Here is a 22,863-nt window from a genome sequence, read left to right on the forward strand (position 1 = left end):
CCGCAAGCGGGAGAGGGGTAAACCTTCCATGCGTCACGCGGCAATGCGCACGGGCAGCGTCTCGTAGCCCTTGATGAAGCTGGAATACACCCGCTGCGGCTCCTCCACCACGTCGATGGTGTCGAAGCGCTTGAGGATCTCTTCCCAGATGATCTTGAGCTGCAGTTCGGCGAGCCGCAGGCCGACGCAGCGGTGGATGCCGAAGCCGAACGAGATGTGGGTGCGCGGGCGGGCGCGGTCGATCAGGAACTCGTAGGGCTTCTCGATCGCTTCCTCGTCGCGGTTGCCCGAGACGTACCACATCACGACCTTGTCGCCCTTCTTGATCTGGCGTCCGCGGAATTCGAAATCGGCGAGCGCAGTGCGCCGCATATGGGCAAGCGGCGTCTGCCAACGGATCACCTCGGGCACGAAACTGTCGATCAGCGCCGGATTCTCGCGCAGCTTGCGGTACTGCTCCGAATGCTTGGCGAGCGCATAGATGCTGCCGGACAGCGTGTTGCGCGTGGTGTCGTTGCCGCCGACGATCAACAGGATCAGATTGCCGAGGAAATTCTTCGGGTCCATGTTCCGCGTGGCGTCGCTGTGCGCCATCATCGAGAGCAGGTCGCTCTTCGGCGGCTGGTTGCTGCGCTCCTTCCAGAGCCTGGCGAAATAGCTCGCGCATTCCATCAGTTCGGCCTGCCGTTCGTCTTCGGTGGCGACGAGGCCGCCGGCGCCGGGCAGGGTGGTCGCGACATCGGACCAGCGCGTCAGCTTGCGGCGGTCCTCCCAGGGGAAGTCGAACAGCACCGCGAGCATCTGGGTCGTCAGCTCGATCGAGACCTTGTCGACCCAGTCGAACACCTCGCCGCGCGGCAGGTTGTCGAGGCATTCGGTCGAGCGCTTGCGGATATTGGTTGCGAGTTCGTCAAGATGCGTCGGCGTGAACATCGGCGCCACGGTCTTGCGCTGCGCCGAATGGCGCGGCTGGTCCATCGCGATGAAGCTTTCGCGGCGCAGATCCGGCGGCACGTCGCGGATGGTGATGCCGCCGAGCGAGGCAGCCGAGGAGAACACCGAATGGTTGGTCTCGATGTCCATGATGTCGTTGTAGCGGGTGACCGACCAGTACGGACCGAACATCGAGTCCTTGCAGTAGTGCACCGGATCCTCGCGGCGCAGCCGGTCGAAATATGGCCAGAAGGTATCGTTCTTGAACAGCTCGGGATCGCCGGGATCGTAGTCCGCGAGCGGAAGCGTGTTGGCGCGTTCGCGGGCGGCGTCCAGATTCGTAGCCTCGGCGAGATCGATGGTCCCGTGCATGAGCGGCTCCTCAACCGTTTGTGCTGCCGGGGCATCGCCGGCGCGACATGTTTTACCGAATTACATTCCCATTCCGCGGTTTGCGCAAGGGCTCTCAGCGCGCATTTGGCCGCATTGGTAGCCGGCCAAAACGGCCGAATCCGGGCTTTTCCTGTTGTGGAGGCGGAGCAGCGGCGACCATGCGCGTTTGAAACGGTGTTTGATTTGGCCGGGCGGAGGCGTGCGAACGGGGCTGGGCCTTTATTGGCTGTCGGTTTTTTCGGTGCCGGGCTTTTCGCAGGGGTAGGTGTCCTGCATGCCCCAGAGCAGCAGGAGCGCGACCAAGGCATCGCCCTTTGCGGACCGCTTGTCGGCCGACTTCAGCATGATCTCCTCGGTTTGCTCGGTGGACAATGCGAGGTTGCCGGGCATGCAGAACGACGGTTGGCCGTGGCGCCGCAGCCATGCATTGTAGGCCATCAGGCCGCCTTTCACGCCGTCCAGGTACATATGATTGAAGATGCGGAAACTCTCATTCGCTGGATTGCGATAGGAATCCAGCCGCACGTCGCCGGCCGCTGCGGGAGCCGCCGTCAGCACCAGAATGCATGCCGACAGGATCCATTTGTTCATCGTACCTGTCCTCGCTTGCGGCGGCGTCCTTGCTGGTCGTTCCATCACCTGATCGGTAAGTATGGATTTCCCTCGTTGAGGTTCGAAGCTCGTTCTCGCCGGCCGGGGGTATAGGGACCGCGAAAGAACGACCCGGCTGGCGTCCCGTGTTGGTCAGCAGGCGGTTGATCGACAGCTTCAGGAAGTGGAAAGCGAGGGCAGGATCCGCGTGGCACACCTGGGCCAGCTCGCCCTCGGTGAGCCAGAGCAGCTCGACATCGGAAATTGCCTGAGCCGTCTGGGTACGCTGATGTGCCGTCGAGAAAACGCCAATTTCCCCGAACAGCTCTCCCGCCCCCAGAACGAGATCGATTTCATTGAGGCGTACGCTTCCCTTTGCAAGCAGATAGATGCGATCGGCGTGATCGCCTTGCCTGAAAATGATCTCCCCGGCCTTCCACGTCGCCGCTTTCATGAACGGACGTAGCGGTTCGGTCGTGAATTCGCCCTTGGAGGCCTGCTCCACAATTCGCCTGAGGCGGAGCATCTGGACTGCTCGGACGACGTTGAGAGGCAGCAGAACCGAGTGAAGGATCAGGATTGGATACAAGCCGTCGCAGAACGCGTATGCGATGAACGCGACATTGCTCAAGATGGCCGCGATCCTGAGCGGGAGCATCGTCTTCATGCAAAACGTGGCGAAGACGAGAAGCGATGCGAGATAGCCGGCAGCTTCAACCCAGGACTTCGAGCCGCAGAGCAGACCGTCTGGGCAGAGCATTTCCGCGTCCTTTTATGAACTTGCCCCTGAAGAGCGCGACGCCCCCTGCACATGCGGCTGAAGGGGCCCGGATACCGAAGCAAACCCAAGATCACATGCCGATCGGCTAGAAGAATCCGGCACTGAGATCCAGCCCATAAGTCACCGATAGCAGCCACACCAGGAGGGCGGCTCCGCAGAACGACGCGGTCTGCTTAAGGACGTTTGCTTGCACTGACGATGCCGGGAATACCCGGACAAAAGCCTTTGCAATCGCAGCAGCTGCAACGGCGCGCATGATGATCTCCAGGAGGGTGCCAACAGCGCTCGATCAGGGAATGTCGATCGCTGGCAGCGGGCCAGTAGGTCGGATTGCCCCTTCGCCGGGTGGCTCCTGCACGAAGGCCGCGAGTGCAATCAAGACTGCGCATGATAGGGCGATGAAAAAGCCGAGACGCCATCGCCGCTCCGTCCGGTCGTCGTCGGGCGTGTCAAGCCGCCGCGCGCCCGTTGCTGTGCGCATCGTTAATCTCCGAATATCGTGTCGGTGAGAAGACCAGTCTTCGCAATACCCGCACTGTATCGCGCCGTTTGATGCGCCTGGGAACTACCTAGAAAGGTGGTCTGGTGTCCCTTATGCTTCGCCTGAAGTTCGATGACCTGCACACTCTTTTCGGGGGAAGGGGGGACATGCATCTATCCACGGATTCCACCAATCCGCAGAATCAAAACGTCTACGCACTCTGGGATCGGCTGGCCGAGTTCTCCGTCGGCGACGGCGACGCCGCACTGACGCACCTGCTGGCCACCCTGTGTGCCATGTTGTCGGCACGCAATGCGCTGTGGGCCGTGGTCGTGCGATTGCCGTCGCCAACGCGGACCGATCCCTTGCTCGGCTGGCGTCCTCGCCTCGTCCGGCTGCTGGACCCGATACCGGCGGTGGCCGCATCCGTGCAGGAGCAGTTCGATACGCTCTGGTCCACCGACGTCGACCTGTCTCAGATCCTCGCCGTGTCGGGGGATGAGCCGTTCCGCACCCGCCTGCTCTTCGAAGCGCTGCCGCCGGCATGGTTCGAGGGCGAACACTATCGGCGGCACTACCTGGAAGTCGGTCTCGCCGACAGCATTTCCGTGCGCTGTGCACTCAATGACGACGTCAGGATTCACCTATTCGTGTTTCGCGATGCGCAGGCGCCCCGCTTCTCGACGCCGGACAGCAAGCGCCTGGACTTCGTGATGCGTGGGTTGAGATGGTTTTACCGGCAACAACTGCTCAGCCACGGTCTGCTCATCGCCAACGCGCCCCTGACACCGGCTGAACGCAGGGTGTTGCTCGCACTGCTCGACGGGCACATGGAAAAGCAGATCGCCCAGAGGCTCGACCAAAGTCCGAACACCACGCACTTCCACGTCAAGTCGATCTACGCCAAGTTCGGCGTGCGCAATCGCTCGGCGCTCGCTGCGCTGTGGCTCGGCAAGCTGCGATAGCGAACTGCGGTCGCAGTCTCATGCGGCAAGGTGCGGCGCGTTTCGGCGAGAACAGCAATCCTGGCCATCCCGGAGGACCATCTCAGAAAGTGAACCGCGCCGGGTTTCCCGGAGGAGGGACACGAAGACGCTGAATTGACCTCCCTCGCATTTTTGAGCTCCAGAATCGGCGAAGAAATCGAGGCGAAATTCGCAAGTTCTTTCAGGAGGATCTGGGATCGACTTGTTCTCAAAACGAAAGCGAGTCGTTCTCAAAGTGTCCGCACAGGGCGGCGGCCGCCAGGCTCCGACGCTGGTCGATACCCGCATCGAGGACCGGTCTGTTTCCGGGCAGCCGTTAAGGCATAGCCAACCGCACCCAGCCAAAAATCGCCAGGCGATCTCGACCTCGTGTGAAACCTGGATCACACTCAGAGCGACAAACCTGTGCTTTTGATGCGCAGAGATTGTCCCGTCCTGGAGTTATCCCGTGAACGACATGAGCTGGACCCCGCTGGGGCCGCCGCAGCCGCCCCCGCAACCGGTTCCGCCGCCGATGCCTGTGGCATTTTCAGGGAGCCGGAAGGAGTTCCTCCGCCTGGTCGCGCGCGGCGCCGGGCTCGAGCTGGTCACCGTCGGCTTCTACCGGTTCTGGCTCACCACCGACATCCGCCGCCACCTCTGGTCGAACACCCTGATCGATGGCGACGCGCCGGAATATACCGGCCGCGGCAAGGAGCTGCTGATCGGCTTCCTGGTCGCGCTGGCGATCCTGCTGCCGGTCTATCTCGGCTACTTCCTGATCGGTATCGAGGCGGAGCATCTCAAGGCGTTCGCCTCGCTGCCGCTGGTCGCGTTCTTCTATGTGTTCGGCCAGTTCGCGATCTATCGCGCGCGGCGCTACCGCCTGACCCGCACGGTGTGGCGCGGCGTCCGCTTCTGGATGAGCGGCTCGGGCTGGATCTATGCGCTCAACGCCTCGCTGTGGGGCCTGCTGGTCGTGATCACGTTCGGCCTGGCGCTGCCGTGGCGCGAGGCGGCGCTCGAACGCTACAAGATGCGGCATTCCTATTACGGCGACCTGCAGGGCTCGTTCGAAGGCCGCGGCTGGGAGTTCTTCAAGCGCGGCTGGTGGCTGTGGCTGTTGATGCCGTTCGCGCTGTCGTCCTACGTCTTCGCCCCGTTCGCCTATGCCGCGTTCAAGGCGGTCGAATGGCGCTGGTGGCTGTCGGGCATCCGCTTCGGCGAGGTACGGCTTGAATCGACGCTCAGCCGCGGCGCGCTGATCGGCCTTTACTGGAAGGTCATCGGCTGCATCCTGCTGCTCGTCGTGGTGTTCGCGGTCTACGTTGTGCTCAGCACCTTGCTGGTCGCCAGCATGAGCGGCTCTTCGATCGATACGTTCTTCAAGACCGAGGCGTTCGCCAAGAGCATTCCCCTGATCGTCCTGCTCGGTATCGGCTATCTCGCCTTTGCGCTGGCGATGAACGTGGTGATGCGGGTCTATCTGATGCGCGATCTCTGGGTCCGGGTGCTGTCCTCGACCATCGTGCACAACATCGCTGCCGCCGCCAACGTCACCGCGCGCGGCGATCTCGCCAATGCGCTCGGCGAGGGTTTTGCCGATGGCCTCGATGTCGGCGGATTCTAGCGACATGGAGTCAGACTCCAGCGCGACCAACTCCGCGGCGACGCCCGATCCCGGCGGCGTCTTCTTCGACGGCCTGTCGAACCGGCGGCGCATCGTCGCGCTCAAACTGTCCGATGCGCTGGAGATCAGGCAGGGCGACGAACAGCTCGCGCGCTGGGCGTTTCACGACATCCGCCGTGCCGACAGTCCGTCCGGCCTGTTGCGGCTGAGCTGCCTGACCGCGCCATCTTTGGCGCGGCTCGAGATCCGCGACCCAGCGCTGATCGCCGAACTGGTCGCGCGCTGCGCCACGCTCGAGGCCGACCTGCCGAACCGCAAGGGCGTCGTCGCGATCGTCGGCTGGTCGGTCGCGGCTGCGGTGTCGATCGTGCTGGTGGTGCTGTTCGGCGTGCCGCTGGCCGCCGAGCGGTTGACGCCGCTGGTGCCGGACTCTTTCGAGCGCCGCATCGGCGATGTCGCGGAGGCGCAGGTCAAGGTGCTGTTCGACGGCAAGCCCTGCAGCAACGCGGCCGGCCAGGCGGCATTCGCGAAGCTGGTCGGCAAGTTGCGGGAGTCCGCAGGTTTCGACAATTCGGTGCAGTCGGACGTGCTGGCGACGCCGATGCCGAACGCCTTCGCGCTGCCGGGCGGCAAGGTGTTTCTGTTCGACGGGCTGCTGGAGAAGGCCGAGAACCCCGACGAGATCGCCGGCGTGCTGGCGCATGAGCTCGGCCATCTCCGGCATCGCGACAGCATGCGCGAGCTGATCCACAATGGCGGCACCTCGTTCCTGATCGGGCTGTTGTTCGGCGACGTCACCGGCTCCGGCGCGCTGATCTTCGCGTCGCGCTCGCTGGTGACGTCATCCTATTCGCGCGACGCCGAAACCAACGCCGATACGTTCGCGATCGAGACCATGCACAAGCTCGGCCGTCCGGCGAAGCCGATGGGCGAACTGATGTTCCGCGTCACCGGCAAGGAAGGCGGCAAGGGCTTCTCGCTGATCTCCAGCCATCCGCTGACCGAGGACCGCCTCGCACGCATGGACAAGGCCGACGCCGGCAATAAGCCCAACGGCCAGCCGCTGCTGTCATCAGCCGAATGGCAGGCGCTGAAGGGCATCTGCGGATCGGGCAAGGGCAAGGTGTAACGCAAGGGATTTACGAAATCGGGATCTCGAGAGCCGGAGCCATCCCATGCCGCGTGACGACAGGTACTGGTTTCCCGCCAAGCGCTACGGCTGGGGCTGGGGACCACCCAACAACTGGCAGGGCTGGTCGGTTCTCGCAGGCTTCGTGGCTTTGATCGCGGTCAGCGGCGCGATGAACCTGCCGCACTCACCGGCTCGTTTTGTCGGCTGCGTGCTCGCGCTGAGCGTCCTGCTCACCGGCGTCTGCTGGTGGAAGGGCGAGCCGCCGCGCTGGCGATGGGGCGGCGACTAGCTGAACTTGGCGACCTACTTCACCAGCCGGAACTTGCCGCCGTCGACCTTGATCAGGAACGCCGACCGCTCGTCGTAGCCGTTGTGGTCGGTCGGGCTCATGGTCGAGAGGCCGTTGTTCAGATAGACGTCCTTGCCGCGTTCCAGTTCGTCGCGCAGCGCGGCGCGGAATTCCGGCGTGCCGGGTTTTGCCGTCTTCAACGCGATCGCCGCGGCGCGCCTGAACAGCGTCACCGCGTCCCACAGATGCGCGCCGAAGATGTTCGGCTTCTGCCCGTTGGCCTTTTCATAGGACGCCACGAACTCGTCGCGTACCTGGCGGAACGGATCGTTCGCCGGCAGATCGTCGGCGATCGTGAAGGCTTCGCCGGTGAAGATCGCGCCCTCGACATTGGCGCCGCCGAGCTTGATGAATTCCTCCGACGCAACCCCGTGGGTCTGGAAGATCTTGCCGGCATAGCCGCGGCCGCGCAGCGCCTCCTGCGGCAGCACGGCGGGCGTGCCGGCGGAGGCGATGAACACCGCCTCCGGATTGGTCGCGATCACCTTCAGCGCCTGGCCCGTCGCACTGGTGTCGGCGCGCGCATAGACCTCATGCGTCGTGACGGTGAGGCCGAGCTGAGGGGCCAGCCGCGACACCTCGTTGTAGTAGCCTTCGCCATAGCCGTCGGAGACGCCGATATAGCCGAGCGTCTTGATGCCGGACTTGGCGATGTATTTCAGGATCGCCGCCGCCATCAGGTCGTCATTGGGCACCACCTTGAACGCCCAGCGACGGCGGTCGTCCATCGGCCGCACGATCGCGGTCGCCGCCGCGAGCGAGATGATCGGCGTCTTGGCTTCCGCGGCGACGTCGAGCATCGGCATGGTCACCGGGGTAAGCGAGGAGCCGATCAGGATGTCGACGCCGTCCTGGATCACCAGGCGACGGGCGTTCTGCGTGCCCTTGGTCGGATCGGATTCGTCGTCGAGCGCGATATAGGTGACCTTCTCGCCGCCGATCTCCTTCGGCAGCGCGGCGATGGTGCGCATCTGCGGCTGGCCGAGCGCCGAGCCCGGTCCGGACGCCGACACCACGACGCCGACCTTGATGTCGGCCCGCGCGTCCGGTGCAATCAGGATCGCACCCGCGAGTACCCAGAGTCCGGCCATGGCCAGCTTCATTGCAAATCCTCCCAGCACGTTCTTTTTGTTGAATGCGCGGCCGATGATAGCCGACCGGCGTCCGGGTCCGCATCATATTGATTCCGCTGGCTGTGTCTGTCCCCTTCGCGGGGGACACGATCGGCTGCGGCCCGTTCCTGAACCTCGCGTTTACCACTTCCTTAAAGGCCGCGAGAACCAGTTTCCCTAATCGGGTGGCAACGACCTGCTGCTATTGAGAGATCAGAAGAGGGAGTACGAACCATGTTCAGCATCGTTCGGATCCTGGTTTTGATCGCATGTGCGCATGCGGGATCCGCGTTCGCGGAAATGCCGTCTAACGGCTCGCGGCCTTTGCAAGCAGCTCACGCCCAAGCGGTGCACGTCGATGTGTGAGCCTCATCCGATCGCGTCCGAGCACGCGCGCGCCATCTGCGAAGAGATCGGCGAGCGGCTGCGTCATGCCCTGCGCGGCGATTACGCCGACTTGCCGCCAAGGCTGCGCGAGCTCGTCGACGAGCTCGCATTGCAGGATTGCGAGGCGCCGTCGCTGGTGCCGACGATGGCGGACATCACGAAACCGGTGGTGTTTGCGGCCTAGGTCGGGGCTCACGATGACCTGCCAACCCGCCGAATAGAAATTTCAGGCGGTTGAATGTGTGCTAGCCTGCATCCCGGGATGGAATTGCCATCCGGCATTTGGGAGGACTTGGCTATGAAAGGCTCGTCGCTCTTCGTCAGGAATGTCGCCGTCGCCGCGTTGTCGATTGTGCCGCTGCTGTGCGGATCAAGCGCTCCAGCGTGGTCGCAACCCAGCCCGCTGCCTGAGGTTTCGGTTGACGCGCCGCGGCATGCTGCCGGTCCACACCGGTCGAGCCAGCACGCGGCGGCCCGCAGCGCCGCCTCATCGTCTGCGCATACGGCTGCGACCTCGGTGTTCTGCATCGGCGGTTGCATGACGAGCTTCAGGTCGGGCGACCGCCCCTGGGTCGGATGCTCGTGGTCGGCCGGCGCGTCCGCCTACACTGGATGCCGAAACGTCGGGCCCGGCGGCGTCCACTTCAAGAGCTATAATGAGTGCACGGAGACCGGCCTGCATAACGGTTGGAGAAGCGGTGAAGTCTCTGCGTTCTGCACCAGCTTGGCTTTGAAGTAGGAGATGCGCCGAAGGAAATGCCTCGTGAGACGCGCTTTGGTCATTCCCGGCATTCGCACGGTGGCTTTGGACAAACATGATCGAGCAAGCTCAACGGTGCGGCTCCGTGCCCGTTCGGGCTATCTGATCTCGCCGTTCTGCCCTTTGTAGGCAGCAAGGATCCGCTTGAGATCGCCATATTCCTCGCAGGGAATGAGACAGAGATTTCCGAGCGCGGTAAGCAGTTGCTCGGCTTTGGCGGGCTCGCCAAGCATGAGATATGCCTCGCCAAGGTGCTCATGCGCGCTGCGGTGTCTTGGATTCAGCATCAACGCCTGCTGGTAGTGGCCCATCGCCGGACCAAGCTGGCGTAGCCGCCGATAGGCATACCCGATGTAATTCTGGGTGTCGGCATTGAGGGGGTCACGCAAGGCGGCGAGTTCGAACGCGGCGATCGCTCGATTCCAATCGCCTGCGACGAGTGCCTTCTTGCCCGCCTTGAAATCCGGATCGAGCTGCACCCAGTCGGCATCCGGAGCGACGGACGTCATGGTCGTGCAGATCGGCCACGCCTCGGGCTTGATCGCCGCCTCTGTTCCACGGTCGTGTCCGCCGAATGGCAGGCCGGCTTGCCGATCCGCCAAAGTTTTCGAGTAGATGGCGATGCTGCCGACCAGCGCACCGAGCACGGCAGCCGCTGCGATCACGCGGATCATTGTTGTCGTCCCGGCAGTGACGGCCGTCGGGTCTCGAGCCGATCGCCTACAGTCATTGTCGAGCACTACCGACGGTGTGATCCTGCAAGTATGCCTTGGCCTCACGAATTTCCTGCCGCTCGGAATCGGCGCTCTTGGTCAGCTCCACGAGCTTGCCGAAATACTCGCTTGCCTTCTGGCGATCGCCGGCACCGTCAGCGGCGCGGGCGGCCCCCCAGTAGGCGCGGAAGCGATTGGGAGTTTGCTTGAGCGCAGTCTCAAACTCGCTCAGAGCAGCTGCGGGCTGCCCTGTCTCGAGCAGCAATTCGGCCAGCGATTCGCGGAACGGAAACAGGCGGTTCTCCATCGCAACGTGTTTGAGGCTGCCATCTTCGGCGTCAGCCGCCGCCCGCATGAACCGTAACGCCTGACCGCGGTCGCCTTCCTTCAGTGCGACCCAGGCGGAAACGGCGAGCATCTGCTCTTCGGTGCGGTCGGCCCAGTAGGACTGGTCGGCGCCTTGCAGCGTCGCCCGCAACGCTTTCATTGCTTCGATTTCCTGCTTGGCCCCGGCGAGATCACCGGTACGCGCCATGCCCAGACCGCGCGTGAAGCGGATCAGCGAATCCGCCATCGGATACTTGGTCGGTATCATCGGCATCGTCGCAGCGCCGGTCCAATCTGCCCGCTCCAGGACATAGCGAGCCGGCATGGCCGCCTTGGCGGTGAAATTGACAAAGTTGATCGGTCGATCGCCGCGATCGGCGGTGGCAAGCGACTTCTTGATCATCGCATCTGCCTTCTCGTCCTGTGCGAGCTGCAGATACGCATAAACGCTGAAGTCCGACGCATGATAGTAGTCCGGCTGGATCTCGAGCGCCGAAGCGTTCGAGGCGATGGATTCCTCCCAGAGCCCGACCATGGAGTAGATGTGCGACGGCATATGCCGCGCATGCGGCACAGCCGGCGCGATGCCCGCATAGCGACGGGCGGACGCAACCCCCTTTGCGGCGAGCGGCGCAAAGTCGTAGGCGTGAATGAGGTAGTGGGTCACACCTGGATGTTGCGGGTTCTGTTCAAACAGCCTTTCCAGGATTGCCGCCGACTTGAGCTGATTGGCGTAAGTGAGGTCGCTTTTCGGCGCCGATGCTTGCAGCGTCAGCGCATAGTAGGCCTGCACCTCGTAATCGTCAGGATAGCTTTGCGCCATACGCTCCATGGCGGCGTTGTAGGCCACCAGACGGGCATTTGCGGGGACCTTGTCATGATCGCGGAAGTAGGCACTCAGTGCCTCAATCCAGTCGTGCTCACGCGGTGTCTTCGGCCCGGCAGCCCGCGCCTTTTCCAGCGCTTCCCAGGCTGCCTGCGCCTCCGCCGCCGTCGGCGTGGTTGCCAGCGAATTGCCAAGCAGATCCATCGCCACGCCCCAATAAGCCATCGCACAGCCGGGGTCTTGCTGCGCGATTGCTTCGAATTTCCGCCGGGCGATCAGAAACCAGTACGAATGCAGCATCGCGACGCCGCGATTGAACTCGGCCTGCACATTGGGGTCGCAGGATGTAGGAAAGGTCACTGTGCCGAGCTTCTGTTCTTGCTGGCCGATTGCGCTGCCTGCCAGCGCCGCAGTGATAAGGCTGGTCGCAAACAATATGCGTGCCGAGTAAGTGCTCATTCTAAAATCTCCATTTGCACGGCAATGGCGCGCGAGCTTGCTCGCCCGACCGTCACGCGCGCCTAAACCGTCCTTTCCATTTTCCCGGCGTCCTGCTGTCGCGCAAAAAAGTGCGGACAGACATCTTCTCTGCGCCAAACTGCGCACACATCATGAAATACGCTTTACCTGCCCGAAGCTCCCTGCTTTTCAAGGGACGGGCCGCAGGCAATTCCTGATCGGAAGACTACTCCATCTCCCGTATCCCTGAAAGAGCAGCGAGACTTCCGCTTTTGGCCCCAACGCCGACCGGCCGGCCTCTGTCGCCGCCGGTCTAGTCCGTGTGTCCGCGTCAGACGTTCTTCGCGACCTTCCGTGTCCGCGTCGGTCCGGCGCCGGCGATCGCCGGCTTGATACTCCACACTGCGCGCACGCTTGCGAAGGCGTGGGCGATCACCGGCTCGTGGCGGCGGGCGGCGAGGGTGGCGAAGGAGAGGTCGCAGGTGAGCTTCACCTTGTCGGCGACGACGAACTGATGCGGGCGCGCCATCCGGGTCGCCAGCACATTGTCGCGCGCGAGGCTGAGGCACAGGCCGGATTCGACGAAGTCGATCATCGCCTCTTCCTGGTCGGTATAGCCGACACGCTTCGGAAGGGCGCCGAGCGGGCGGAAGATGTCGTCGAGCATCCGCCGGTGGCCGGAATGCGGCGGTGTCGCCAGCCAGGGCATCTCGGCGAGCTCTGCCCAGCCCTTGCCGATCACCCGGTCCCGCCAGCCGATCGGTGCGATGACGCGGTAGTCGTAGCTGAGCAGCGGCGCCAGCTGGTAGCGGCCGTCGGCGATGGTCCGCTCGGCGAAGCTGTGATGGAGGAGCTGCTCCGGCGGCGTGGCGTCGACATAGTAGCCGACGTCGAGCTCGCCCCGGCCGATCTGCGCCAGCACGTCGTCGGTGATGCCATGGCGCAGGAAGACCTCGGTGCGTTGCGAGGACATCGCAAGGCTGCGCACGAACGGTCCGAGCCGGGTGAATTCGGGGTCGAGGATGGTGCCGACGCGCAGCGTGCCGCGCTGCGCCTCGTTCAGCGAATCCGCCGTCGCCTTGAAGTCGGATGCCGCCGCCACCGCCCGGTGCGCCAGCGGCAGCAGCGCGGCGCCGGCCTCGGTCAGCGTGAAGCCGCTGGGCGTGCGGTTGAACAGCTGCAGTCCGGTGCTTTCCTCCAGCGCCTTCAGTTGCAGGCTGACCGCGGGCTGGGTCAGTTTCAGCATCGCGGCGGCGCGCGACACGGTGCCCTCACGGGCAACCGTGATGAAGCAACGCAAGGCCTGGATACGGGGAAGCTCGCTCATTGTGTGTGAGCTTATAGCACACTTTTTCTGAGTGCATCCGACCTGCATCATGCATTGTCATGTGATTATAATACAACCAATGCGAGAAGTCAGGATGGTCGCCACGCCATCATGCCTTCGGTCCGCGCCCGCACCTCCGGCGAGGCGAGGCAGGTCGCGACCGCTTCATAGCCGGGGGCGCCCGGCACCGGCGTGACGCAGATCGGCCGGCTGTGATTGGCGGGGCACAGGATGATCGCTTCGTCGTCGCCGACAGCGTCGAGGTCCAGGATCGCGTTGGAGCGTGTCAGGAAGAACAGCGGCCGGGCCTCCGGTCCGCGACGGCGCAGAAACGCGATCATGGCTTCCTGGCTGGCCGCGTCGAGCCCCTGTTCGAGCATGTCGATCACGAGGATCGCACCGTCGCAGGCCTCGATGGCCGCGAGCAGGGTGGTCAGCGCGGTCGAGTCCATTGCGCCGCCGGCCCGGAGGACGGCAAGGCTCGCTTCGACCCGAGCGTTATGCGCCGGGTCGGCATCGAGGCGCGCGCGAACGGGCGCACCGCCGTCGGCTGTGCGGTCCAGCCCCACGAAGCTGGCCTCGGGCAGTGCCTCCGCAAGGCGCTGTGCGAGGCGCGTCTTGCCGCTGCCGAGCGGGCCGACGATGTAGTTCAGCGGCTTGATGTCGCGCAGCTCGAAGCGCTCACCGCCCCACGGCCATGGCAGATCGAACGCGACGCCGACCGCCGGCCGCGTCCTCACCGCGCCGATGACGTCGCGCGTCGCGGGCATCTTGCCGCCGCCGAGGTCGGTGCGCAGCCGGCGCACCCTGGTGATGCTGTCGCCGCAGTGACGGATGCGGGCTTCGAGCGTGGCCTCGTGCGCGGCCAGCACGCGGTCGAGCATGACGGCGTCGCCACTCAGGATCCGCGCCACCTCGCCGACGCTGAGGCCGAGCGCGCGCAGCTCGACGATCTCGGCGCAGCGCGCCATCTCGGCCGCACCATAGGCGCGCCATCCCGCCGGCGTGCGGCCGGGTGCGATCAGGCCGCGCTCCTCGTAGAGGCGCAGCGCTTTCGCCGAGATACCGAGCTGCCTGGCAGCTTCGGACGGGCTGAGGAAACGGGCGGCAGCAGCATTCATCGAATCACCTCGCATTGTCTGACCGCGCCTCTTATGGAGCGGCCGCAGGGGCAAGGTCAAGCGGGATATGACTCACCAGCCGTGCAACATTCTCGGTGTCGTCCCTGCGAAAGCAGGGACCCATAACCACGAATGGTTATTGGTGCGCGATGCTGGAGCGACGAGTCCCGTCCACAACACCCGCCGCGGCGTATGGGTCCCTGCTTTCGCAGGGACGACGGCCGTGTATGCCGTGAGCGTCCGTGCCCATGCAGCAAGAGTACCCTCACTCCAGATGGTTCACCTTCGCCACCCAGGCGCGGACGTCGGTCAGCACGGCGGGCAGCACGGCCTTGACCTCCTGCACGTTCATGCCGGGCTTGATGCGGGGGTCGTAGAGCAGATTGAGCAGATATTGGTCGTAGACGTCGAAGAAGCCCATCGAGACGCTGTCGTTGAACATGGTCCACGGCACGGTCGCAGTGTCGTTGATCGGGCCGAGCGACTGCAACAGCTCCTCATAGGCGCAGTCGAGGAAGACGAAATCGCCATTGTCGACGGTAAGGATCACGTCGGAATGCTCGATCTCGTATTTCTCGTTCTTGCGGAAGCCGGACAGGCATTGCGGATCGAGCGAGGAACGGATCTCCTTGGCGCGCTCCTGGCCGTAGAAGGTCGCGATCGTGCGGTACAGCTCGCGATCGCGCACCAACTTGACCACGACACTGGCCGCATCCTTGTCGTCGGTCATCGCGATGTCGAGATGCTGCACCTTCGCGCCGATGTCGGCGATGACCTGGGCGAGCTGGGCCTTGCGGTCGGCGCGGCTGCCGTCGGCGAACACGCGCACCGGGCTGTCGTATTTGCGGATGCGGTCCACCCGTCCGGCGAGATGATATTCGGCACCGAACGCGGTCTTCAGAAAGCCCTCGACGATCTCGGCGTCGGTGAAGACCTTCTTCTCGTGGCGCTGGCGCGCGGTGATTGCCGGTACTTCGGTGGCGGTTGCGGGTCTGGCGGCGTCAGCAAGGCAAGCGGCGAGCGCTGCGGCGACAACGAACAGGATCGAGAGGCGGGGCTGGGACATCATGACGACGCTGCCGCAAGGTTTGCGGCAGCGCAAGACGTGATCAAGGTGGCGGGATCAGCGATCGTGCCGGATGGCCGCGGCCTGGTCCCGCTGAAATCGACGCGATCAGTTCTTCACCACCACGGTGGCGCCGACCGAGACGCGATCATAGAGGTCCTTGACGTCTTCATTGGTCATGCGGAAGCAGCCCGACGAGACCGCCTGGCCGATCGTCTCGGGCTCGTTCGAGCCGTGAATCCGATAGAGCGTCGAGCCGAGATACATCGCGCGCGCGCCGAGCGGGTTCTCGATGCCGCCGGCCATGTGGCGCGGCAGATCGGGGCGGCGGCGCAGCATGTCCGACGGCGGCGTCCAGGACGGCCATTCCTTCTTGGCGGAGATGCGGTGGACACCGCCCCAACGGAAGCCGTCGCGGCCGACGCCGATGCCGTAGCGCAGCGCTTGGCCGTTCGCGAGCACCAGATAGAGCCGGCGTTCGGCCGTGTTCACCACGATGGTGCCGGGGGCGTAATTGGTCGGGTAGTTGACAGTGGTACGCGGGATCGGGCTTGCGTCCCCGCCGCCGAAGAAGCTCGAGGCGTCGGACTGGTAGCCCCGGGAGTCGAAGAACTGGGCGTGGGCCTGGCCGGCGCCAGCCAGGATCGTGAGCGCGGCAAACATCAAGGCAATCGGGCGCATGGCCGTCCCCTCGCGAACAATCAAATATGCAGCCAGAGAGGCCACAATTGCCGGCGTTTCGCAAGCGACGAAGCCGTGACTTCCGGCACTTTCGAACAACACGGTTTAAAAAGGCAACAGTTCGCAAGCGATACCTGCATTGTCCGGCCAAGCCTTTGACGAAGCGGATGAAGAATGGTTGATCTGGAGCGTTTTCAAGCGAAGTGGGTACCGGTTCGCGTAAAGAAAACGCGACCAAACAAAAGGATAAGGGCATGATCTGATTCAACTGGATCAGATCATGGTCTGGAGCGACCTCAAGAACATCTCGAAATGGGAGCGAGTTCATGAACGGTGCGGAAAGTCTGGTGCGGACATTGGTCGCGGGCGGCGTGGATGTCTGTTTCACCAATCCGGGCACCTCGGAGATGCATTTCGTCGCGGCACTGGACAAGGTCCCGGGCATGCGCTGCGTGCTCGGCCTGTTCGAGGGCATCGTCACCGGTGCGGCCGACGGTTATTTCCGCATGAAGGGAACGCCGGCCTCGACGCTGCTGCATCTCGGGCCAGGTCTCGCCAACGGCCTTGCCAATCTGCACAACGCCAAGAAGGCGCATTCCGGCATCGTCAACATCGTCGGCCAGCACGCCACCTACCACATCGGCTACAACGCGCCGTTGACCTCCGACATCGAGGGTCTGGCGCGGCCGATGTCGTCCTGGGTGCGCACCTCGCCGGATGCCAAGTCGGTTGCGGCCGACGGCGCCGCCGCGATCGCCGCGGCCAAGAGCGCGCCGCCGCAGATCGCAACCCTGATCCTGCCGGCCGACACCGCCTGGAACGAGGCCGACGGTATCGCTGAAGTGCCGGTGGACGCGCAGCGCCCGAGCTACTCGCCGCAGGCGGTCGACACCGCGGCGAAAATCCTGCACGGCGACGCCGCGCATACCCTGCTGCTGGTCACCGGCAGTGCGCTGACCGAGCACGGGCTGGCGCTCGCCGAGCGCATCGCCGGCAAGACCGGCTGCACCGTGATGGGCCAGACCTATCACCCACGGATGGCGCGCGGCCGCGGCCGTTTCTCGGTCAACCGGATTCCCTATGTGATCGAGCAGGCGCTGCCGATCCTGAAGAATTTCCGTCACATCGTGCTGGTCGAAGCCAACGATCCGGTGGCGTTCTTCGCCTATCCGAACAAGCCGAGCATGCTGAAGGCGGAAGGCTGCGAGGTGCACCGCATGACCGCCTGGGGCGAGAATTCGGTCGCAGCGCTCGAGGCGCTCGCCAATGCGCTGCATGCCACGGCGCAGGACGTCAAGCCGCAGCAGCACCCGGAACTGGTGAAGCCGACCGGCGCGCTCAACCACGCCACGATCGCGCAGGCGATTGCGTGCGCGATCCCCGAGAACGCCATCATGGTGGATGAATCGGTCACCACCGGGCGTGGCTTCTTTCCGCCGACCGCGGGCGCTGCGCCGCATGACTGGTTGCAGAACATGGGCGGCTCGATCGGCTTCTCGACGCCGGTCGCAACCGGCGCCGCGATCGCCTGTCCGGACCGCAAGGTGATCTGCATGGTCGGCGACGGCAGCGCGATGTACACGATCCAGTCGCTATGGACGCAGGCGCGCGAAGGGCTCAATGTCGTGACCATCGTGTTCGCCAACCGCATCTACCAGATCCTGCGCGGCGAGTTCGACGGCGTCGGCGCCGGCGAGCCGGGCAAGCGCGCGCAGGACATGCTGAAGATCGATCGGCCGACGCTCGACTTCGTCGCGCTCGCGAAGGGCATGGGTGTGCCGGCGGTGGCTGTCACATCGGCGGATGAGTTCAACAAGGCGCTGGCGAATGCCGTCGCCGAGCCGGGCCCGCGGCTGATCGAAGTGCAGATGTAGGATCGCAATTTTGAAGGCCGCGGCGGCGGTCCAGTTCAAGTCGGAGGCGCCAATGCAGACCGAGCTGAACAAGGTGATCGCCGCCGTCGAGGAATTCTATGCGCAGGAGACGTTCCTGTTGGAGCGCGATCTCGGCGAGCGAACGCTTACTCACCGGCTGGCGGTCTATGTCGAGCGGCAGTTCCCCGGCTGGCAGGTTGACTGCAACTACGATCGGCTCGGCGAGCGCACGCTGCGGCTGCCGCGCGGCTCGGGAAGTTCGACCGATGACCATCTCGGCAAGTCGATCTATCCCGATATCGTCGTGCATCAGCGCGACATCCCGAACAATCTGCTCGCCATCGAGCTGCGCAAGGACAGCAATCACCAGCCGCTCGACCACGACCAGCGCAAGCTGCAGGCGCTGACCGATCCGAATGTGTGGTTTGCCTATGCGATGGGCGTTCTGCTCATTGTCGGAGCGAACGGGGTGAGCTCTTCCGAGGTCTATGCCGGTGGAGCCGTCGATACCGCCAACTCGCTCTGGTTTGCGGAGCGGATTCGAGAGAGCGGGCTTGCGGACAGGCGCGACGATGGCGCGCAGCGTTAAGCCTTATCGATGAATCTTTCCGCGCATTGCAGTGATAGCCCGTTTGGATCATGCGCGGCCCCTGCATGCACGGCAGAAAAGAAAGCGCGGGAGGTGGAGCAATTACTGGAGCTGGTGGTCAATTTTCAGAACGATCCGATGGCGGTGCGGACTATCGGCTCTGCGCCTCTTTCGCTCCCTCTCCCGCACTTCAATTCGCTGCCTCACGTCTCACGGCCTCAAGCGATCGGCGCAGCTGATCGCGACGTGACGGGCGGAGGCAGCATCCGCACCGAGCCAACAACGAGCCAATAAAAAGGCCGCCTTCGGGCGGCCTTTTTCGTGATCGTCAAGTCTGTGATCGCCGAGTCTGTGATCACCGAGTCCGTGGTCACCAAGCGCGATTGTTTCTGTTTATTGCTTGGCCGCGTCGTCGCCGGTTGCAGCAGCGCCTGCCTTGGCGCTTCCCTTGGCGCTCGATTTCCTGGCGGACTTCTTCGCCTTCTTCGGCGCCATCTTGGTTGCCTCGCCCTTGGTCGCCGTGTCACCGCTTTGCGCTGCGGGGGCCGAGCTGCCGCCTGCCTTGTCCTGCGCGAGTGCGGCGGACGAGACAAAGGCAAGGGCGGTGGCGGCGAGGATCAGTGTTCGCATCGGATGGTTCTCCCAAGTTGATTTCCAGCGCCCCTCAACGGGACAGAATGTCGCAGGTTCCGCGGCGCCGATCAGCAGTCCGTGAGTTGGGCGTGAACGGCGCAACCGATGAGACGTGGCCGGAACCGGGAACCGCGAGCCGCGTTATGTCGCTGGGCAGGAGTTCCGAGGAGAGACGCCATGCGTTGGCGATCAGTGACGGATACCACCAACACGGTGCTCGACACCGCCCCGGAGAACACATTCTACGCGGTGGGCTGGACGGTCAGCGGCGTGGCGACCCTGGCCACCATCGTCGCGGTCTGGATGTTCGGGATCTGAGGGCGACCGATCCGCGCCAGCAACCGGCTAGCCACCGCCGGCGCGCAACCGCGACCCGCGGCGGCCGGCTACTTCCGCAGAATGGCCAGCGCTTCCCGATAGAGCTGCGAGAAGCAAACCAGGAGCGCGCTCGACAGCAGGAACATCGCGATGCTGTCGTAATCGTCGGCAGTTGGCCAGGCGAACTCGAAATAGGGGGGCATGAACACCCACCACACGATCGGAACGGTGATGATCGTCGCGAAGGCGCCGGCCGGGGCGCCGCCCACCAGGCCGGCGATCAGGATCGCCGGCACGAAGCCCGCGAAATAGAACTGCATGCCGAAGCTCGCGAACATCTCCTGCGTCGCCGTGGCCAGCACCACGGCAAGCAGGGCGACGACGAACGTCGACAGCGACCAAGGTCGCAGCTTCAGAATGTAGTCATTGCCCTTGCGCATCGAGACGTCCCAGCCTCCGCGAGTTCCGGAAGGTAGCCGAGGAGGCCTGTAAACAAAACCCCGTAGGACTCCGTGGGGGCAGGGTTGTGTGCGATACAGTGAAAAGGAACCGTCCCGGTCAAGCCGCCGCCGCATTGTCGCGCTTATTGCATCGCAGCAGGGTGATTGTGGGACAACACAATGCTGGAAATTCTGATTGTCGTTCTCGTCACCGGGATCGGGTTCGCAGCCGGGTATGGCGTACGGGAGCTGATCTCCCGCCGCAGGCGGCGATCGCCGCGTGTTTACGCGCCGCGGCTTCGGGCCGCGAATGACGACCTGTCTGCCCGCGGCTGGTATCGGCCGACCGGCACCCAACCCGCCGATCAAGCCACCCCGCCATCCGACGAACTCGACGGCGCCGTCCGCGACCTGCTCGGCGAGCTCAGCCGACGCACCGCCAACCCGTCGTCCACCCCCCACTGCCGCCGGCAATGAGCCGGAATGGTGGCCGCGGTCGCACGCGCGTCGGCTACTTTGCATGGGGTTGTTTTCGATATTTTCGATGAGGCGGTCCCGAAGGACGCCAGGATATCCACAATCGTCCGCACCGGGCAGTTCAGAGAGGGGAATGGTGGACGCACAAGGGATCGAACCTTGGACCTCTCCCGTGTGAACCACAATCCGTAGATCCAAGCAGACCGCACGCAGCCATAGTGTTGTCGAAATAATTCATTCTATTACATCAGCTTATGTTCGTTTTGACCTCAATGGGCCATAAGCGGCCATACTGCATTTTGTGTGCCCCCGTTGTGCCCGCCGCAGATTTTCCCTTGGGGCACACAAATCGGGGAGGGATCTGTGCTCCCGCTGTCCTTCAAGGGACCGTTCTTCCTCGCCGGTGTGCCCCGGGGCGGAAAAGCGAAGGAAAGTCAACGCAAGCTTCCCGTCGCTTGGATGATCCGGGCGTCTTGGGGGCACACCGTGATAGGAGCGCAGGGGCCATGCCGGAGCCTAGCAACCAGCTGACACTCACCGATGCAGTAATTCGTAGCGCCACGGTGCCGCCGGGCAAAGCACAGCATTATCTCCACGACGACAAGCTGCCCGGCCTCGCCCTGCGCATGCGCGTCACCGGCGGCCGGACCTGGGTCTACCTCTTCACCAAGCCGGGGGTGAGAGGAACCCAGCGCAAGACCCTCGGCCCATGGCCCAAGTACAACGAGAAGGCCGCGCGCAAGGCCGCCACCATTGCCGCGGGCGAGGTGTTCAAGGGCATGGACCCGAACGACGCGAAACGTGAGGCGAGGCGGCAACAGGCGGCTGAAAAGCAGCGCACGGTACTGGCTGACCTCATCGTTGAAGATGGTCCCTACCAGACGTCATTGACGGGACGCCAGGTCGTCAACTGGAAGCCGGCAATGTCGGCGCTGCGGCGCGGGCTCAAGGAGCACGCCGATAGTGGCGTCGGAGACCTGACGCGACGGCAAATCATGGCAGCGGTCGACAAGGTTACCAAGACCGGTAAGCGTGGCGCGGCCAAGGACCTGCGCAAACACACCCACACGTTCCTCGAATGGTGCGTTGGGGAGGGCTATGTCGACCACAATGTGCTTGCCGGTTATCGCGAGCCTAAGGAAACCCGTGCGCAAAGGGTCGGACGCCGAACGAAGGGCCGTGCCCTGACCGACGAAGAAATCATCAAGGTCTGGCATGCATCCGGCAAGCTGGGGACTTTCGGGCTTCTGACAAGGACGTGCCTGCTCGGTGGTCCGCGCCGGAGCGAGCCAACCATGATCGAGTGGTCGAAGCACGTCATGGAGGACCGCGTCACCTTCGACGCGGCCTGGACCAAGATGGGCCTCCACCACGATGTACCGCGTACTGATCTCCTTGATGAGGTGCTCGCGGCCGCGAAACATTTTCGGCGCGCCACGTCCGACTACGTCTTCCCGTCACCAAAGACCGGTGGCCAAATGTCGGGCTTCACCAAGATGGTCAACCGCCTAGTCAAGGAGGCGGGTGTCACAAAATTCACCATGCATGACTTGAGACGGAGTCTGCGTACCATCATGTCCCGCTGCGGCTACGACAATGAGATCCAGCGGCTGTGTGTCGGGCAAAAGCCTGGCGGAATCGATCAAGTCTACAATCACGACGAACAGTGGATCATCCGCAAGATGGCATTCGAAGCGGCTCATGATTACATCGCGGAGCTGGTCGGCGCGATACGGGTTGGCAAGGTCGTGCGCCTGCAGCGAACGAATCCGCTCGATCCGATCAAGGCCGAGCTGCTCGGCCGTCTCCGGGAACACTATGCGGCTGAGAACCCCTAGCGGCCTTATTGCATTTGGCTAGATAGTCCCGCACGGCATCGACCCGATAGAGGGGGCGCCCGTCGACGTAGCGCCATTTCAGCGGGTGGTTCGGTTCCCGCCGCCACTGCTCCAGCGCTCCGGGGGTGCGCCGGATGATTGCTGCCACCTCCAGGGCGGTGAGATTGGAGCTGCCCGGAAGGGTATCGATATCGAAAGTTGCAGGGGACGGCACCCCACGGTTTTTGCGCGGGCGCTTCGCCGAGGGCGGTATTTTCGGTTTATCTGACGACCCAAACGCAAGAGCGTGAAGCTCTTTGTCGTTCCCGCTCATGCCTCAACCCCGAGCTCCGAACAGTCTTCGATCAACTATGATTCGGGCTTCTCGCGAGGAAGGGATTTAACGCGCAGGTGCGGCGGCGGAGTGGCTGTGGCGCGCAAATAGGACGATTGGTCTGTTAGTCCTGTATCTTGCTTTCCGATTAATCTGGCGGATCAGACTTTCCGCCCTCTCAAGGCTGAAACAGGGGGGTCGATTCCCCTCGGGAGCGCCAGTGATGTCAATGGCTTAGATCCGTTTGACAAAAATAGTCGAATATCCGCCATAAGCATTGGCGAACGCGGGCGAACTAACGTCGCGGGTTAATCGGCTCAGCCGCTGCTTATCCTCACGGTCTTCCA

General features: G+C 63.8%; 24 protein-coding genes. 11 read left to right on the top strand and 13 right to left on the bottom strand.

Going from position 1 to position 22,863, the window contains the following annotated elements; translation table 11 throughout:
- Nucleotides 1-33: 33 nt before the first annotated feature.
- From H8A92_RS05470 to H8A92_RS05485, 4 genes are all read right to left on the bottom strand, one after another.
- Nucleotides 34-1,305, bottom strand: a complete 1,272-nt coding sequence (locus H8A92_RS05470) for a cytochrome P450 (RefSeq protein WP_229194823.1) — start codon at nucleotides 1,303-1,305, stop codon at nucleotides 34-36.
- 240 nt (nucleotides 1,306-1,545) lie between these two features.
- The gene (locus H8A92_RS05475; RefSeq protein ID WP_229194824.1) at nucleotides 1,546-1,851 is read right to left on the bottom strand and encodes a hypothetical protein; all 306 of its coding nucleotides are present in this window, start codon (nucleotides 1,849-1,851) and stop codon (nucleotides 1,546-1,548) included.
- The gene (locus tag H8A92_RS05480) at nucleotides 1,817-2,677 is read right to left on the bottom strand and encodes a Crp/Fnr family transcriptional regulator (protein WP_229194825.1); all 861 of its coding nucleotides are present in this window, start codon (nucleotides 2,675-2,677) and stop codon (nucleotides 1,817-1,819) included. The genes H8A92_RS05475 and H8A92_RS05480 overlap by 35 nt, the downstream gene beginning before the upstream one ends.
- 106 nt (nucleotides 2,678-2,783) lie before the next feature.
- The gene (locus H8A92_RS05485; protein ID WP_163159273.1) at nucleotides 2,784-2,954 is read right to left on the bottom strand and encodes a hypothetical protein; all 171 of its coding nucleotides are present in this window, start codon (nucleotides 2,952-2,954) and stop codon (nucleotides 2,784-2,786) included.
- Nucleotides 2,955-3,346: 392 nt separating this feature from the next.
- Between H8A92_RS05485 and H8A92_RS05490 the strand changes: the two genes are divergently transcribed.
- The 4 genes from H8A92_RS05490 to H8A92_RS05505 all read left to right on the top strand — a co-directional run bounded on the left by H8A92_RS05490 (nucleotide 3,347) and on the right by H8A92_RS05505 (nucleotide 7,195).
- A complete protein-coding gene (locus H8A92_RS05490) occupies nucleotides 3,347-4,144 on the top strand; it encodes a helix-turn-helix transcriptional regulator (RefSeq protein ID WP_229194826.1) in 798 nt (265 codons plus the stop codon).
- A gap of 478 nt (nucleotides 4,145-4,622) precedes the next feature.
- The gene (locus H8A92_RS05495; protein ID WP_233285325.1) at nucleotides 4,623-5,774 is read left to right on the top strand and encodes a DUF898 domain-containing protein; all 1,152 of its coding nucleotides are present in this window, start codon (nucleotides 4,623-4,625) and stop codon (nucleotides 5,772-5,774) included.
- 4 nt (nucleotides 5,775-5,778) lie between these two features.
- Entirely contained in the window at nucleotides 5,779-6,903 is a 1,125-nt protein-coding gene (locus H8A92_RS05500; RefSeq protein ID WP_229194828.1) for a M48 family metallopeptidase, read from the top strand.
- 46 nt (nucleotides 6,904-6,949) lie between these two features.
- Nucleotides 6,950-7,195, top strand: a complete 246-nt coding sequence (locus H8A92_RS05505; protein ID WP_229194829.1) for a hypothetical protein — start codon at nucleotides 6,950-6,952, stop codon at nucleotides 7,193-7,195.
- Nucleotides 7,196-7,209: 14 nt separating this feature from the next.
- Here the strand turns inward: H8A92_RS05505 and H8A92_RS05510 are convergent, their stop codons facing one another.
- Nucleotides 7,210-8,358, bottom strand: coding sequence for an ABC transporter substrate-binding protein (locus H8A92_RS05510; protein WP_229194830.1), 1,149 nt, complete (start codon nucleotides 8,356-8,358; stop codon nucleotides 7,210-7,212).
- Nucleotides 8,359-8,601: 243 nt separating this feature from the next.
- Here H8A92_RS05510 and H8A92_RS40740 point away from each other — a divergent pair, with 243 nt between their 5' ends.
- Together H8A92_RS40740 and H8A92_RS05515 are read left to right on the top strand one after the other, a co-directional pair.
- A complete protein-coding gene (locus tag H8A92_RS40740; RefSeq protein WP_274613241.1) occupies nucleotides 8,602-8,733 on the top strand; it encodes a hypothetical protein in 132 nt (43 codons plus the stop codon).
- Nucleotides 8,726-8,938, top strand: a complete 213-nt coding sequence (locus H8A92_RS05515) for a hypothetical protein (RefSeq protein ID WP_229194831.1) — start codon at nucleotides 8,726-8,728, stop codon at nucleotides 8,936-8,938. Before H8A92_RS40740 ends, H8A92_RS05515 begins: the two co-directional genes overlap by 8 nt.
- Nucleotides 8,939-9,612: 674 nt before the next feature.
- Here H8A92_RS05515 and H8A92_RS05520 read toward each other — a convergent pair.
- The 6 genes from H8A92_RS05520 to H8A92_RS05545 form a co-directional block, all read right to left on the bottom strand.
- A complete protein-coding gene (locus tag H8A92_RS05520) occupies nucleotides 9,613-10,188 on the bottom strand; it encodes a tetratricopeptide repeat protein (RefSeq protein ID WP_229194832.1) in 576 nt (191 codons plus the stop codon).
- A 52-nt stretch (nucleotides 10,189-10,240) separates the two neighbouring features.
- The gene (locus H8A92_RS05525; RefSeq protein ID WP_229194833.1) at nucleotides 10,241-11,839 is read right to left on the bottom strand and encodes a tetratricopeptide repeat protein; all 1,599 of its coding nucleotides are present in this window, start codon (nucleotides 11,837-11,839) and stop codon (nucleotides 10,241-10,243) included.
- A gap of 331 nt (nucleotides 11,840-12,170) precedes the next feature.
- The gene (locus tag H8A92_RS05530; protein WP_229194834.1) at nucleotides 12,171-13,166 is read right to left on the bottom strand and encodes a LysR family transcriptional regulator; all 996 of its coding nucleotides are present in this window, start codon (nucleotides 13,164-13,166) and stop codon (nucleotides 12,171-12,173) included.
- A gap of 89 nt (nucleotides 13,167-13,255) precedes the next feature.
- A complete protein-coding gene (locus H8A92_RS05535; protein ID WP_229194835.1) occupies nucleotides 13,256-14,287 on the bottom strand; it encodes a MerR family transcriptional regulator in 1,032 nt (343 codons plus the stop codon).
- A 265-nt stretch (nucleotides 14,288-14,552) separates the two neighbouring features.
- Nucleotides 14,553-15,353: a DUF2927 domain-containing protein gene (locus H8A92_RS05540; protein ID WP_229194836.1), complete on the bottom strand. Its 801-nt coding sequence runs from the start codon at nucleotides 15,351-15,353 to the stop codon at nucleotides 14,553-14,555.
- A gap of 108 nt (nucleotides 15,354-15,461) precedes the next feature.
- Nucleotides 15,462-16,034: a L,D-transpeptidase gene (locus H8A92_RS05545; protein WP_229194837.1), complete on the bottom strand. Its 573-nt coding sequence runs from the start codon at nucleotides 16,032-16,034 to the stop codon at nucleotides 15,462-15,464.
- Nucleotides 16,035-16,360: 326 nt separating this feature from the next.
- On the opposite strand from H8A92_RS05545, the gene H8A92_RS05550 reads away from it, so the two are divergent.
- The gene (locus H8A92_RS05550; RefSeq protein WP_229194838.1) at nucleotides 16,361-17,908 is read left to right on the top strand and encodes an acetolactate synthase large subunit; all 1,548 of its coding nucleotides are present in this window, start codon (nucleotides 16,361-16,363) and stop codon (nucleotides 17,906-17,908) included.
- A 52-nt stretch (nucleotides 17,909-17,960) separates the two neighbouring features.
- Nucleotides 17,961-18,497 carry a hypothetical protein gene (locus tag H8A92_RS05555; protein ID WP_229194839.1) on the top strand — a complete coding sequence of 179 codons (537 nt, stop codon included), beginning with the start codon at nucleotides 17,961-17,963 and terminating at the stop codon, nucleotides 18,495-18,497.
- A gap of 393 nt (nucleotides 18,498-18,890) precedes the next feature.
- Here the strand turns inward: H8A92_RS05555 and H8A92_RS05560 are convergent, their stop codons facing one another.
- Nucleotides 18,891-19,127 carry a hypothetical protein gene (locus tag H8A92_RS05560; protein ID WP_229194840.1) on the bottom strand — a complete coding sequence of 79 codons (237 nt, stop codon included), beginning with the start codon at nucleotides 19,125-19,127 and terminating at the stop codon, nucleotides 18,891-18,893.
- 180 nt (nucleotides 19,128-19,307) lie between these two features.
- Here H8A92_RS05560 and H8A92_RS05565 point away from each other — a divergent pair, with 180 nt between their 5' ends.
- Nucleotides 19,308-19,448, top strand: coding sequence for a hypothetical protein (locus H8A92_RS05565; protein ID WP_163155094.1), 141 nt, complete (start codon nucleotides 19,308-19,310; stop codon nucleotides 19,446-19,448).
- A 68-nt stretch (nucleotides 19,449-19,516) separates the two neighbouring features.
- On the opposite strand, the gene H8A92_RS05570 is transcribed toward H8A92_RS05565, so the two are convergent.
- A complete protein-coding gene (locus H8A92_RS05570; protein WP_229194841.1) occupies nucleotides 19,517-19,888 on the bottom strand; it encodes a DUF4118 domain-containing protein in 372 nt (123 codons plus the stop codon).
- 180 nt (nucleotides 19,889-20,068) lie between these two features.
- Here H8A92_RS05570 and H8A92_RS05575 point away from each other — a divergent pair, with 180 nt between their 5' ends.
- Together H8A92_RS05575 and H8A92_RS05580 are read left to right on the top strand one after the other, a co-directional pair.
- Nucleotides 20,069-20,365, top strand: coding sequence for a hypothetical protein (locus tag H8A92_RS05575; protein ID WP_229194842.1), 297 nt, complete (start codon nucleotides 20,069-20,071; stop codon nucleotides 20,363-20,365).
- A 506-nt stretch (nucleotides 20,366-20,871) separates the two neighbouring features.
- Nucleotides 20,872-22,203, top strand: a complete 1,332-nt coding sequence (locus tag H8A92_RS05580) for a tyrosine-type recombinase/integrase (protein ID WP_229194843.1) — start codon at nucleotides 20,872-20,874, stop codon at nucleotides 22,201-22,203.
- Nucleotides 22,204-22,863 lie beyond the last annotated feature (660 nt).

Origin of the sequence: Bradyrhizobium acaciae, from assembly GCF_020889785.1 — a bacterium.
In the GTDB taxonomy this organism is placed as follows: Bacteria; Pseudomonadota; Alphaproteobacteria; order Rhizobiales; family Xanthobacteraceae; genus Bradyrhizobium; species Bradyrhizobium acaciae.